This window comes from Agrobacterium sp. K11 (assembly GCF_059429395.1).
Genome location: NZ_JCAHRB010000002.1, coordinates 625,237 through 639,603 on the forward strand (window position 1 = coordinate 625,237; position 14,367 = coordinate 639,603).

A 14,367-nucleotide genomic window follows, 5' to 3' on the forward strand; every position below is an offset into this window, starting at 1 on the left:
CGTAGCCACGATCCGGCAAGGTGCATCGGCTCGATCCGTTGCGCCTGTTGATTTCGCTTTCGAACCACGAAAATAAAGGCAAGTCCATGGTCCAGAGCCTCTCCACAGCATTCGACGTCGCCGTCATCGGTGCCGGGGTGGTCGGTTGCGCGGTTGCCCGTCGTTTCGCACTGGCTGGTGCGAAGGTCGTGATCGTCGAGAAGGGGTCCGATATTCTTTCCGGGGCATCGAAGGCTAACAGCGCTATCCTCCACACCGGCTTCGATGCGCCCGAAGGCAGTCTGGAGCTGGAATTGGTGAAGGCGGGTCGGGCAGAATATCTGTCCATCCACAGGCAGATGGGCCTTAGCCTCGTTGAAACCGGCGCGTTGGTCTGTGCGTGGAATCCCGACGAGGCGCAAAGCCTGGAGGCGATCGCCGAGCAGGGGCGACGCAACGGCATTTCCGAGCTCGGTCTGCTCACGGCCCGGCAGGCCCGGGAATCCATGCCCGGCTTGTCCGACCGTCTTGTCGCAGCACTCGAAGTTCCGGGTGAACATGTCATCGATCCCTGGTCCGCGCCGCTGGGCTATCTTACGCAAGCGGTGGCGCTTGGCGCGCAGCTGGTGCGCAACGCCGAAGTCCTGTCCGGTGCGTTTGATGGCGCGTGGCGGATAGAGACGACGGCGGGTCCGATCCTTGCGGCAAGCGTTGTCAATGCGTCCGGATTGTTCGGCGATATCGTTGATGCGCGGCTGGGGCTTGTCCCAGACTTCACCATCAAGCCTCGCAAGGGACAATTCGTTGTTCTCGACAAGGCCGCCCGCCGGCACGTGCCGCGCATCGTCCTGCCCGTTCCCACCGAAATCACCAAGGGCATCGTTGTGTGTCCAACCGCCTTCGGCAACGTTCTCATCGGCCCGACGGCGGAAGAACAGGATGACCGCGAGCGTGCGACGGTAGAAACGGCGGCGCTGGAAGCGCTGCTGACGCGCGGCAGGGAGATCGTTCCGGCACTCGCCTCCATTCCCGTGACCGCTATCTATGCCGGCTTGCGCCCGGCCTCCGAGAAGAAACATTACCGGATTTCCGCACGGCCGGACCGGCGCGCGATCACGCTTGGCGGCGTGCGATCCACCGGTCTCAGTGCGGCACTTGGTCTGGCGCAGCACGCTCTGGCGCTTCACGAAAGTTTCGGCACGCGCTTCATGCCCCCGCCCGCAGTGCCTCATGTGACGATGCCGAACCTGAGCGAAACCTGCGAGCGGGACTGGCAGCGCGCTGATCATGGCGAAATCGTCTGCCATTGCGAGCTTGTCACCCGCCGTGAGATCGAGGCGACATTTTCCAGCCCGGTGCCGCCGGGTGATTTCGGAGGTCTGCGGCGGCGCACCCGCGCCGGCATGGGGCGCTGTCAGGGATTTTACTGCAACGCCCGGCTGGCCGCGATGACGGGCGACCGTCTGGCTGTACCGCTTGCGGTCCGTCCGGGAGACGATCGATGAGCTCCCGGAAGCCTTTTCAGCAGATGCAAAAAAACGTTCCGGATGCAGATGTAATCGTGGTCGGCGGCGGCCCGGCGGGCGTGGCGGCAGCGCTGGAGCTAAAAGCACGCGGCGTTGCGCGTGTGACGATCCTCGAGCGTGAGCCAGCCCTTGGCGGCGTACCCCGTCATTGCACACATTCGCCTTTCGGCATGCGCGAATTCGGACGCGTTTATTTCGGCCCGGCCTATGCGCGACGTCTGCAGCGGCAGGTGCAGGATGCGGGCGTTGATGTCCGCACCGGTCATTCCGTGGTGGAACTCGGACAGGACGGTACGCTGCTGGTTACGTCTGCGCGCCGCGTGGAGACGTTGAAGGCCCGGCGCGTTGTGCTGGCGACCGGCGCGCGGGAAAAACCACGCTCAGCGCGGCTCCTGCCGGGCGACCGGCCGGTGGGAGTGATCACCACTGGCACGCTGCAATCCTATGTCGCCTTTCACGGCATCATGCCCTTTCGCCGGCCGCTTATCCTTGGTTCGGAACTGGTTTCCTTTTCCGCGCTTCTCACGTGCCTGACGCATGGCGCGCGGCCGGTGGCGATGATCGAGCCTGAGCCGGAACCGCTGGCGCGGTCGCTTTTCCGGTGGTTTCCGCGATTGGTCGGAGTGCCCTTTTATTGCCGCGCAACACTTGTGGACATTCGTGGGAGCGGTCGTGTCGAGGAGGCCGACATCCGGCTGACAGATGGCCGTATCCTCACCGTCAAGTGCGATGGTGTTCTCCTCACCGGGCGGTTCACGCCGGAGGCAACGCTTCTGGACGCATCCCCTGTTGATGTGGCGGCAGGCAGCGATGGCCCTACGATCGATCAGGACGGCCGGATGGCCAACCCGATGTTCTTCGCTACGGGGAACGTATTGCGGGCCGTGGAAACGGGTGGCTGGTCGTTTCGCGAAGGCCGCCGCGTGGGTGCTGCCGTTGCCGACGATCTCACCCGCGAACCCTGCAACGCAAAGGCAGTGCGTATCGCTTTCGCCGACCCGCTCAAACTCGCGGTACCCACCATGGTGCGATCGGGGGGACTTGACCGGCCGGCTTTTCTCGATTTTCAGCTGCGCTTCATCAGACGTGTTCAAGGCAGGCTTTCGCTTCATCTTGATGGAACCGAAGTGTGGAGCAAGTCCGGCCGATGGCTGCCGGAACGCCGTGTGCTTGTGCCCATTCCCCGCGCCGCCATTGAGGCGACCCAGATTGCCTTTCACTTTCAGGAGACGAATTGATGCGCATAGCGGCGATCGATCAGGGAACGACGTCGACCCGATGCCTTGTGATAAGCGACGGTGGCACGGCGCAACTCGTCTCAAGCCTGCGTCATGCACAGTTCTATCCAAACCCCGGCCGTGTGGAGCATGATCCGGAAGAGCTGTTGCGCAACATCCGCGCGGTACTGGCAGATGCCGGGCCGGTAGATGCGATCGCGATCGCCAACCAGGGCGAGAGTTGCCTGGCGTGGGATGCCGAGAGTGGGGAAGCGCTGTCGCCGGTCATCGTCTGGCAGGATGCCCGCACCGCCGAAGCCCTGGCCGCTTTGCCCCAATCAGCTGCGGAACGATCGAAAGAGATTTGCGGATTGCCGCTCGATCCCTATTTTTCGGCAAGCAAACTGTCGTGGTTGCTAAGGCACAATCCGGCGGTGGCACGGGCGAGAGCCGAAGGGCGGTTACGCCTGGGCACAACCGACGCATTCTTTCTGGATCGGCTTGCAAGCTGTTTCCGCACCGACCTTGCAACGGCCTCGCGGACGGGACTGCTTGATCTGGCAACCGGTGCCTGGAGCCCGGAACTCTGCGCTCTTCATGGGGTGCCGCTGGATTGCCTGCCCGCAATCGGTCCTGTTAATGGCGGCTTCGGTTCTATCGAGGGAACGCCCATTCGCGTTTCCATCGTCGATCAGCAGGCGGCGCTTTATGGGCACGGTTGCCGCAAACCGGGCGATTGTAAGATAACCTTCGGCACGGGCGCCTTCCTGTTGGCCATCGCTGGTCACGAACGCCCGTTGGCGGGGGAGCTTCTGCCCACCATTGGCTGGCAGAAGCAAGGCGGCGCAGCCGTTTTCGCCATCGAAGGCGGGGTTTATGACGCCGGTGCCGCGCTGGAATGGGCGCGAAAGATCGGCCTTTATGTTGACAATACCGAACTTGACGGTTTTGAGGGTTCATCGGCCGTTCGTCGTGGACTGGTGTTCGTGCCTGCATTTTCAGGCCTTGCTGCGCCATATTGGGATAGACAGGCCGTACCGCTTTTCATCGGCATGGACCACGCAACGGCGCGGAGTGACATGGTGCGCGCCCTGCTTGAGGGCATTGCCTTGCTGACGGTTCGGTTGATCGAAGCCGCGCAGACTTTCGTTCCCATCGGCGATACGATTTCGATAGATGGCGGCCTGTCGAACAGTCGCTATTTCGCCCGTTTCCTGGCCGCTGCCAGTGGTCGGACCATCTGCGTTCCGGCCATGCGCGAGTTGACGGCGCTTGGTCTCGCGGAACTGTGCGATATCGATGTAACCGCCATGCGAAAAGATGCCGAGATATTCAAACCCGACGGATCGGTCGAAGAAGCGGATCACGCTCGCTTCTCACGCGCCATAGGCAACGCAAGGGGCTGGTCGGGCGGTTGATATCCACTTGGAATAGCCGGTTCATCGGCAATATCGGTGTGATCCACAACGGCCGCCCGCTCTAGCGGCGGCTCGGTGGCTGAGCGTGTTGGTCCTGCAACCCAAAACCTCCAACGCGCGGCGCGGCTTAAATTACCAAATCTTTAGTTGTGTACCAGTTCGCCAATACCTAGCTTTATGGCGAGGCTGCATCCGTTGTGGATATGAGCAAGGAACCGGTAAGCCCGTTTCCTGTTGTTATCCAGGAACAGAGCCTTGGTTCAAGGTCGAGATACCCCGTCATGACTGTTCAGGACTGCAATTCGCGCCACTTTCGCCTGCCTCATCAGCGTAACCGAGACATTTCATGATGCGCACCGGACTGGATTTTGCACCGGGCGCGCCTGGCATAGAAGCGCGCTGGACGTCGAGCGCCAAAAACGGGGTCGGCACTGCGCTGTCGGAAGCATCGCCTATCTGGTTCACGCTCAGCCACGGCATTCTGAACGAGGTCTATTATCCGAGGATAGACAGTGCCTGCACCCGCGATCTCGGTTTTGTTGTCACTGGGCCTGAGTGTTACTTTTCGGAAGAAAAACGCGACTGCGTATCCGTCACCCGCCCTTTTAAAAGTGGAATTCCGGCATTTCACATTACCAATACGGCGACGGATGGCTCGTTCAGAATTGAGAAACAGGTGATCAGCGATCCCGCGCGGGCCAGTGTTCTTCAGCAGCTTTCGTTCATTCCCCTGAAGGGACAAATTTCGGATTATCGCGTGACTGCGCTGCTGGCACCTCATCTCGTCAATGCAGGCAATCTTAACTCGGCTTGGATTGGCGACTATGAGGGATATCAGGTCCTCTTCGCGACCGGCCGTTCACGATATCTTGCGCTTGTCTGCGATCTGCCCTGGCGGGCAGTCAGCGCCGGTTTCGTGGGTGTTTCCGATGGTTGGCAGCAGTTGCATCGGCACGGACGCATCGTTGAAGAGTACCAGCGAGCCGATGACGGAAATGTCTCGCTGGCAGGTGAGATCGACTTCAGTGATGTCAATGGCGCGGCAACATTGGCGCTCGGCTTTGGCGAGACGGAATATGAAGCGGCTGCGGCGGCCGTTTATAGTCTGAAGCATGGCTTTGAACGGGCGCACGAGGCCTACGTTGCCAACTGGCGCAACTGGCAAGACCGGCTGGAAACGCTCGACCGCGATACGCATCACGGCATCAATTCCTATCGGGTGTCGACAGCAGTGCTCGCCGCACATCGTGCCGCCGACCGACCGGGCGCTGTTGTTGCAAGCCTGTCGATCCCTTGGGGAGCATCGAAGAGCGATGACGATCTCGGTGGTTATCACCTGGTCTGGCCGCGCGATCTGGTGGAAGCGGCCGGCGGATTTCTGGCGGCCGGCGATCACCACGAGGCGCTGGCGATCCTCAATTATCTTCGTCAGGTACAGCAGCCATCGGGCCGCTGGCCGCAAAATCTCTGGCTGGATGGCAAACCCTATTGGCCAGGCGTCCAGATGGATGAATGCGCCTTTCCGATCCTGCTGGCGGATATGCTGCATCGACATGGTCACCTGGATCATGCCACGCGGGCGGATTTTATGCCGATGATCCACCGCGCCGCGGCCTATATTCTGGCAAACGGCCCGACGACCGGTGAGGACAGGTGGGAAGAGGATGCCGGCTACAGTCCCTTCACCCTTGCCGTCGAGATCGCTGCGCTGCTTGCCGCTGCCGACCTTATCGATATGGACGGTGATGCTGCCGAAGCCGTGCATCTACGGGAAACGGCTGATTGCTGGAACGAGCAGATCGAACAATGGACCTTTGCCGGTGACGAGACATTCTGCGCCGCGCTTGGCATTTCCGGCCACTATGTTCGCATCGCTTCGCCTGACGCGACCGACGTAGCTCGACCATTCGGCGATACGCCCATCCGCAACCAGACGCCGGACCGTTCCACGCTGCCGACCAGCGACGTCATCAGTCCCGATGCGCTTGCCCTTGTTCGCTTCGGCCTGCGCGCGCCTGACGATCCGCATATTCTCGCGACGATCAAAGCAATCGACCATTGCCTGCGTGCCGATCTGCCGCAGGGGCCTGTATGGTATAGATATACGGGCGATGGATATGGTGAGCACGCCGATGGAGCAGCATTCGACGGCACCGGGCAGGGGCGGCCATGGCCGCTTTTAACCGGCGAACGCGCCCATTACGAGCTTGCTGCGGGAAGGCGGGAGGTGGCCGAAGCGCTGCTGGTAACGCTGGAGAAATCGGCCGGTGGGAACGGCCTTTTCCCCGAGCAGCTCTGGGACCAGCCCGACATCCCCGAATACGAGCTTTTCTACGGCCAGCCCTCAGGAAGTGCGATGCCGCTGGTCTGGGCGCATGCTGAACATATCAAACTTCTGCGGTCGCTTGCCGATGGTTCCGTTTTCGACGTGCCGCCGCAGGGTGTGGAGCGCTACATCCTCAACAAGACGCCGTCGCACCTTCGGATCTGGTGTTTCAATAACAAGATTGCCGGGATGCCGGCCGGCAAGATGTTGCGGCTCGAACTGACGGATGATGCTGTCGTGCACTGGAGTGCGGATGGCTGGGTGACGACCAGCGACACCAGAACGAGTGCTTCCGGCCTTGGCACATATTTCGTCGACTTGCCCGTTCAGGATATGGCGGCGGGCGACGCAATCGTTTTTACTTTCTTTTGGCCAAACACAGGGAATTGGGAAAACCAGGATTTCACCGTTCGCCTCGGCGAATGAAGTACATATCGCGCATTGGACAAATGGAGTGTCAGCATGCAGATCGGAATGGTTGGGCTTGGACGAATGGGCGCAAACATGGTGCGCCGTCTTCTGAAACAGGGTCATGATTGCGTGGTCTTCGACGTCAATCTCGACAATGTCGCAGCATTGGTGAAGGAAGGCGCAGTTGGCGCGACCTCGCCAGACGACCTGGTTGCGAAGCTGTCACCGCCACGCGCCGTCTGGCTAATGCTGCCGGCGGCAATAACGCCGAAAATTGCTCGTGACTTTGCCGCCAGATTGCAGGCGGGCGATGCCATCATCGATGGCGGCAACTCCTTCTACCGGGATGCCATCGATTTGGCGGCGGAATTTGCGCCCCGTAGCATCGACTTCATCGACACCGGTACATCCGGTGGCGTCTGGGGTCTGGAGCGCGGCTATTCTCTGATGATCGGTGGCCCGTTGGGTGCTGTGCAGCGGCTCGATCCGATTTTTGCTTCGCTCGCTCCCGGTGCGGGCCAAGGCATCGCGGCCGATCCCGTCACCGGCACGGCGCCAATGGGATATTTGCATTGCGGACCGTCAGGCGCAGGGCATTTCGTCAAGATGGTTCACAATGGCATCGAATACGGTGTCATGGCCGCCTATGCTGAAGGCCTGAATATCTTGAAGGCCGCGAATGCCGGCACGCAGCACCGGGAGGCCGATGCGGAAACTGCGCCGCTCGCCCACCCGCAATATTACCAGTTCGACATCGATCTTCCTGCCGTGACGGAGGTCTGGCGACATGGGTCTGTCATCGGCTCGTGGTTGCTCGATCTGACGGCGGAGGCGCTGAAGCAGGACCCTCATCTCGACCAGTATGGCGGGCGGGTGTCAGATTCAGGCGAAGGGCGCTGGACCCTTCAGGCGGCCGTCGAAACGGGTGTTCCTGCGCCTGTTTTGGCTTCCGCCCTGTTCGAGCGCTTCTCCTCACGCGGTGAGGCGGAGTTTGCCGGCAAGGTACTCTCGGCCATGCGCAACGCCTTTGGTGGCCATCTGGAAAAAGCAAAATGAGGGCGCCGGCCATGGATAAGCAGCGATCGGACGTGCTCGTAGTGTTCGGTGCCACCGGCGACCTTGCCTACAAAATGATCTTTCCTTCCCTTTACGCCATGGTGAAACGCGGCGCGCTTCAAACACCAGTCATCGGTGTCGCCTTCGATGACTGGTCGCGCGATCAGTTGATCGCAAGGGCGCGCGACGCGGTTACCAGCCACGTCGACAAGATCGATGAAGCCGTCTTCGAAAAATTCGCTTCTCAACTGCATTACGTGTCCGGCGACTACCGAAACGAGGCGACATTCGAAAAGCTGCGCGCCGCACTCGGTGACCACGGTCATCCGCTTTATTACCTCGCCATTCCGCCGTCACTGTTTGAAACCGTCGTGACCGGGCTTGATAAGGCCGGGATAGCCGCCTCGGCACGATTGATGGTGGAAAAACCGTTCGGCCGCGATCTTGCCACGGCGGAGGCGCTGAACCAGTCGCTGCACGCGGTTTTCGAAGAGGACGCCATTTTTCGCATCGACCATTTTCTCGGCAAGGAGGCGATTCAGAACCTTCTTTATTTCCGGTTCGCGAATGCGTTTCTTGAACCGGTCTGGAACCGCGACCATGTTGAAAGCGTGCAGATCACCATGGCCGAGGATTTTGGCATCAAGGGACGCGGAAAGTTTTATGACGAGGTTGGATGCATCCGGGATGTGATCCAGAACCATCTCATCAACGTGCTGTTGCTACTGGCCATGGAGCCACCGGCAACAAGCGCTTCGGACGATCTTGTCGATGAGAAAGTGCAGATCCTCAAAGCCATGCCACCGCTCAGCCGCGAGGATGTGGTGCGTGGCCAGTTCGACGGTTACCTTGACGAACCCGGCGTTGCGTCCGGCTCGAGCCGCGAGACCTTTGCCGCCGTGCGGTTTCGCGTGGCCACATGGCGCTGGAACGGCGTGCCTTTCTTCATCCGCGCCGGAAAGAACCTGCCTGCCCATGCAACCGAAGTTGTGGTGCGCTTCAAGCGGCCGCCGATAGCGCTATTCGGCGATGTTGAGACGGCGGCCGCAAATTATGTGCGCTTTCGGCTCGGGCCAGATATCGCCATCGGCATAGGCGCGCGCCGCAAGGCTGCCGGGGACGGTATGCTCGGCGAGGCGGTGGAACTGGGTGCTGTCGATGACGGCATCGGCGACATGGCGCCTTATGAACGGCTGATCGGCGATGCGATGGAAGGCGAACGCCAGCTTTTCACCCGTCAGGATGCGGCAGAACTCGCATGGAGAATCGTTGAGCCCATTCTCGACGACCCGGCCGTGCCGCCACGCTATGCCGTAGGAAGCTGGGGTCCGGTCGAGATGGAGAGTTTCGCGCCGCCCGGCGGTTGGGTCGATCCGGAGTGACGCCCATGCCGGCAAATACCACGGACGGTAGTTCAATGACACAGGATCGGATCGTACTAGCGATCGATATCGGCGGCAGCCACGTCAAGATTCGCTCAAGTGCCGGTGGCGACGAGCGCAAGGTCGAAAGCGGCAAGGCGATGACTGGGCCAGAAATGGTCATCGCCGTAACCGCCATGGCGAAAGACATGACCTATGACGTCATCGCCATGGGATATCCCGGTCCGGTCGTCCACAACAAACCGCTTCGCGAACCGGTCAATCTGGGTACAGGCTGGGTTGGTTATGATTACGCCGGCGCTTTCCGCTGCCCCGTTCGTATCGTTAACGATGCGCTGATGCAGGCAATCGGCTCCTATCAGGGCGGGCGCATGTTGTTTCTCGGTCTCGGAACAGGCCTGGGAGCTGCGATGATTGTCGAAAACGTGGCCCAGCCCATGGAGATCGCTCATCTTCCCTATCGGAAGGGCAAAACGTACGAGCACTATCTCCGAGAGGCGTATCGCGAAGAGAAGGGCAATGCCAAATGGCAAAAGCGCGTCACTGATGTCGTAAAGCGTCTGACTGCCGCCCTTGAACCGGATGAGGTGGTCATCGGCGGCGGTAATGTCGAAAAACTCGATACCCTGCCGCCCGGATGCCGCCGCGGAGACAATGCGCTTGCTTTCGAGGGCGGATTCCAGCTGTGGAAGAACCCGAACCTCATCGTCTAGCCGGTCAAATATGCTAGGTCGGCTGCTGCGTCGATAACCACGCAATCGGCGCGGCGGAGCCTCTACCTAATCGGTTGGAGGCTTCTCGGCCGACACCCACTTGTTCCGGCCTGTCTGCTTAGCGCTCAAAAGCGCAGCGTCCGCCCGTTCCAGGACGCTGCTCACGGTTCCGGCACCCGGTGACGTTGCGATACCAATGGATATGGTGATCGAGTCAAGGAGACGGCCCCGGTAGGTGAAAGGTGCGCGCTCGACCGCGTGCCGGAGTTTCTCCGCAACCTTGATGGCATCTTCAATGCCCCCAGCCGGCATGAGCACGGTGAATTCCTCGCCGCCGAAACGGAATAGTTCACCCAGATCGCCGACAGCTTCCGACAGTACCTGGGCGACATATTGCATCACCGCATCTCCGGCATCATGGCCAAACCGGTCATTGAAGCGCTTGAAATGGTCGATGTCGAGCATCAGACACGCAAGAGAATTGGCTGGCTTTTCAATATGCCTGTTCAGCGTCTCATCAAGCGATCGACGGTTCAAAAGACCAGTCAGGGCGTCTTGCCGTGCCATGCCAACCAGCCGCTGCCGAAGCTGGAGGTTTGCAACGGCAAGGCCTATATTTTCGGCGAGGAGTTCGAGATATAGCCGCTCTAACTCCAGCGTCTCGCTACTCTGCGGAATTTCAAGATACAATAAGCCGACGGTGTCTCCCAATGCGGTGAGTGGTATGCAAAGGCCGGTTCCGAAACTGCCATGTAGGTGACGGCAGACAACATCGTCTCCGCCCGGGTTGCTGGCGTGGGGACGTCCGCGACGGAGAGCCCAGCAATCGTCTATCGAAAATTCCGGGGCGGAAAACGAAGGATCGGACCATTGTCCGGTCGATTGGAGAACCGAACTGTTTTCCTTGAGAACAAGCAGGCGGCCGGCAATGGCCGGGAAAATCTGCGGCATGAATTTCGAAACGACGTCGGACAATTCTTCCTGATTCTGGCAGGCCTGAATCCGATGCATCATCTGCAGGATCAGGTCCTTGATGCGTTGATTCCTGCGGTGCTCCGCGTCAAGCCGTTCCCGTTCCAGCCCGTTGCTGCGGAAGATCCTGATAGCCTGGTTCATTTCACCGATTTCGTCACGCCGGCCTTCGTCGGGCAGGTCGATACTGTAATCCTGCCGAGCAAGGCGCGTGACGATGTTGCTCATTTTGATAAGCGGCAAGGCAACGCGTCTGCTGAGGACAAAATAGAGTACGGCCACAAACATGAGGGCGGTGAGCGCAAGCATCACCTTCGCGATCGATCCGTAGAAATCGCTTCGGTCTTTAGCCTGGTCAACAATTGCCTGCGAGCGGGCCGCAATGGCTTCTCTCAGCGTCGCGACGGTTGTCAGCAGGTCCGTATGCAGTCGATAGTGCTCATCGCCGAACAGGACCTGCTGTGCATCGTTCTGGCGGCCGGATCGATAGAAACCGATTGCATCGCGCTCCATCTTGTCCAGTGCGTCGGCGCTCTTTCGTATGTCCTGAAATGAGCCTGCCTCTTGCGGCGAAACACCAAGAGCTGCGAGTTTGTCCAGGCTGTTTTCAAGGTGCTTTTCCTGATCTTCGTCGATGTAGAATTTTGCGAGATGCTGCTCGTCGCCCCGCATGACGTAAAGACGCGCCTCCTCGGTGCGCTCGTCCGCAATGATCGCCAGTTCTTCGGCGAGATCGGTCAGTTCGAGATGATTCTGGATTGCCACCCGCTCTTGAGAAGCGCTTCTGGCCGATAGAATGAATGTGGTCGCCGATACTGTCGTGAGCACGAGGGTGACAGCATAAGCCAGGTTCGTGATGGTACTGAGTCGCATGATGGCGCCGTATGCTTGCCGCACGGCATGAAAACCGGGTGCGGCGGGGTCCAATTTCAGAGTCTGCTTATGTTAGGCCATCTCGTCAAACGGGAAGTCAACACGCGGTTAACCGTCAATATGATCTGTCGCACCGCGCGCTAAGTCAGGCACCCCATGGCGATGCACCTGGACCGTCTCCACCAACGGTCAGAATATCCGCTAGCGCAATTCCGGTATGTCGGCAGCGGGCCAGAAAGCCGTGTATTTAGAGCCTTTTGAAAAGCGCCGCGCAGTAACGGAATTATATTTCACGACGCATCACAAAGTCGTGAAACCTTTCGACGCATTGTTCGTTTAGCGCCCATGATCGATAATGACGCAGGACCGAAGCCGGTCGTTGGTGCCGACGAGACTGGCACCCCAACCGCATCCGAAAACGATGCCCATGAAAACGATGATCCGCTCCCGCCAGAGGAGATGGAACCCGCTTTGGGCTTGACGCCGGAGGAGGCAGAGGAGGCTCGCAGGAAATATCTGCTGAAGCGTTTCTGGATCAGCGCGCGAGGTTTCTGGAGCCGTCGCGGCGATCGGCTGGCCTGGCTGTTTTCGCTCGGGCTTCTGGCTATGATCGGCATAAATGTCGGCTTCCAGTATGGCATCAACGTCTGGAATCGCGGGATTTTTGACGCGATTGAAAAACGCGACGCGTCGACGGTCTATTTTCTTGGATCCGTCTTTCCGCTGCTCGTCCTGGGAAGTGTCTTTATCGTGACCTCGCAGGTGTATGTCAGGATGCGCATTCAGCGGCGCTGGCGTTCCTGGCTGACAAAGGCGCTCGTTGGGAGATGGATTGCGAATGGCCGCTATTATCAGCTCAATTTGATCGATGGTGACCATCAAAACCCCGAGGCAAGGCTCTCGGAGGATATGCGTATTGCCACCGAGGCGCCGGTGGATTTTGTTTCAGGTGTCATCGCTGCATTCGTGTCTGCCTCTACCTTTATCGTTGTCTTGTGGACGATTGGTGGGGCTCTCACGGTCTCCATCGCGGGCGTCTGGATCACGATCCCCGGCTTTCTCGTGATTGCGGCCGTTATCTATGCAATCATCACATCCAGTTCCATCGCCTTCATTGCCCGGAACTTCGTCAAGGTTTCCGAAGTCAAGAACCAGGTTGAAGCGGAGTTTCGCTACACGCTTACGCGCGTCAGGGAGAATGGTGAGAGCATCGCCCTGCTTGGCGGCGAAGACGAGGAGCGCAGCGATCTGGACAAGCGCTTCGGCAATGTCCGGCGGCAGTGGCGTCTCATGGCGCAGCAATACATGCGCACCACGGTCGTATCGAATGGATCGATGTTGATTGCCCCCGTCGTACCGGTTCTGTTGTGCGCGCCGAAGTTTCTCGATGGAAGCATGTCTCTTGGCGAGGTAATGCAGGCTGCTTCCGCTTTCACCATTGTCCAATCCGCATTTGGCTGGCTGGTCGACAACTATCCCCGTCTGGCCGACTGGAATGCCTGCGCGCGACGTGTTGCCTCCCTGATGATGTCGCTCGATGGCCTGGAGCGCGCCGAAAAGAGCGATACGCTCGGTCGGATCGTGCGAGGCGAAACGGAAGGCGAGACAATACTCAGCCTCAAGGATGTGTCCGTTTCTCTCGGTGACGGAACGGCCGTCGTCAAGGAGACGGATGTCGAGATCGGCGCGGGTGAGAGAGTGCTTGTCGCGGGGGAATCGGGCTCGGGCAAAAGCACACTGGTTCGGGCCATTTCCGGTCTCTGGCCATGGGGTGGAGGCAGCGTCAATTTTCGCGCCGGCAGCCGATTGTTCATGCTGCCGCAGCGGCCGTATATTCCGGCCGGAACGCTACGTCGGGCGGTCTGCTATCCGCAACCGGCCGAGAGCTGGACGCCGGAAGAGATCGGGGCCGCTCTCGACAAGGTCGGTCTGGGTCAACTCAAGGACAAGATTGAAGACGAGGCGCCGTGGGACCAGACGTTATCAGGTGGCGAAAAACAACGGCTGACCTTCGCACGCCTGTTGCTGAACGCCCCCGACATCATCGTTATGGACGAGGCGACGGCGGCTCTGGACGAGAAAAGTCAGGACAAGATGATGCAGACGGTAATTGATGAGTTACCCGATGCGACGATCGTAAGCGTAGCGCATCGTGCCGAACTGGAAGCGTTTCATAGCCGGAAGATCACATTGGAACGGCGGGAGGGGGGCGCAAAGCTTGTCAGCGATATCGATCTCATTCCTCACAAGGCGAGAGGCTCCATGCTTCGGAGAATAGTCAAGCGGAGGTGATGGCACCGACACTTGTGCTGACCTGCTTGAATGCCGGGGTAGGAGAGTTGGTGGCCGCCTCATTGTCGTTGGGGAGAATTCACCGACCACTTTGGCGAGAACGAACACAAATGAGGGCTTGCCGCGGATCGAAGTGCAAATCGGAACTTCTGCTGTCACGGCACCCGGGAACAATCGTGCATTTTGTTTGTTAGTTGGCATC

Annotated in this window: 9 protein-coding genes; 8 read left to right on the top strand and 1 reads right to left on the bottom strand. The window is 59.6% G+C overall.

What is annotated here, in order from left to right:
- The first annotated feature begins 86 nt into the window (after positions 1-86).
- The 7 genes from AC5SEO_RS04515 to AC5SEO_RS04545 all read left to right on the top strand — a co-directional run bounded on the left by AC5SEO_RS04515 (position 87) and on the right by AC5SEO_RS04545 (position 10,028).
- Positions 87-1,484, top strand: a complete 1,398-nt coding sequence (locus AC5SEO_RS04515; RefSeq protein WP_025596022.1) for an NAD(P)/FAD-dependent oxidoreductase — start codon at positions 87-89, stop codon at positions 1,482-1,484.
- The gene (locus AC5SEO_RS04520; RefSeq protein ID WP_174011840.1) at positions 1,481-2,743 is read left to right on the top strand and encodes an NAD(P)/FAD-dependent oxidoreductase; all 1,263 of its coding nucleotides are present in this window, start codon (positions 1,481-1,483) and stop codon (positions 2,741-2,743) included. Before AC5SEO_RS04515 ends, AC5SEO_RS04520 begins: the two co-directional genes overlap by 4 nt.
- Complete coding sequence (locus AC5SEO_RS04525; RefSeq protein ID WP_025596024.1) at positions 2,743-4,140, top strand: FGGY family carbohydrate kinase; 1,398 nt, start codon at positions 2,743-2,745, stop codon at positions 4,138-4,140. Before AC5SEO_RS04520 ends, AC5SEO_RS04525 begins: the two co-directional genes overlap by 1 nt.
- A gap of 346 nt (positions 4,141-4,486) precedes the next feature.
- The gene (locus tag AC5SEO_RS04530) at positions 4,487-6,892 is read left to right on the top strand and encodes a glucan 1,4-alpha-glucosidase (RefSeq protein WP_162716294.1); all 2,406 of its coding nucleotides are present in this window, start codon (positions 4,487-4,489) and stop codon (positions 6,890-6,892) included.
- Positions 6,893-6,928: 36 nt separating this feature from the next.
- Positions 6,929-7,933, top strand: a complete 1,005-nt coding sequence (gene gnd, locus AC5SEO_RS04535; RefSeq protein ID WP_013761314.1) for a phosphogluconate dehydrogenase (NAD(+)-dependent, decarboxylating) — start codon at positions 6,929-6,931, stop codon at positions 7,931-7,933.
- An 11-nt stretch (positions 7,934-7,944) separates the two neighbouring features.
- Positions 7,945-9,315, top strand: a complete 1,371-nt coding sequence (zwf, locus tag AC5SEO_RS04540) for a glucose-6-phosphate dehydrogenase (protein ID WP_174011836.1) — start codon at positions 7,945-7,947, stop codon at positions 9,313-9,315.
- A 35-nt stretch (positions 9,316-9,350) separates the two neighbouring features.
- Positions 9,351-10,028, top strand: coding sequence for an ROK family protein (locus tag AC5SEO_RS04545; RefSeq protein ID WP_025596028.1), 678 nt, complete (start codon positions 9,351-9,353; stop codon positions 10,026-10,028).
- Positions 10,029-10,094: 66 nt separating this feature from the next.
- On the opposite strand, the gene AC5SEO_RS04550 is transcribed toward AC5SEO_RS04545, so the two are convergent.
- On the bottom strand, positions 10,095-11,873 hold the full coding sequence (locus AC5SEO_RS04550) for a diguanylate cyclase (protein WP_495363753.1): 1,779 nt from the start codon (positions 11,871-11,873) through the stop codon (positions 10,095-10,097).
- Between the two features lie 345 nt (positions 11,874-12,218).
- Between AC5SEO_RS04550 and AC5SEO_RS04555 the strand changes: the two genes are divergently transcribed.
- Positions 12,219-14,165, top strand: a complete 1,947-nt coding sequence (locus AC5SEO_RS04555; RefSeq protein ID WP_111782641.1) for an ABC transporter ATP-binding protein/permease — start codon at positions 12,219-12,221, stop codon at positions 14,163-14,165.
- Positions 14,166-14,367: the final 202 nt, after the last annotated feature.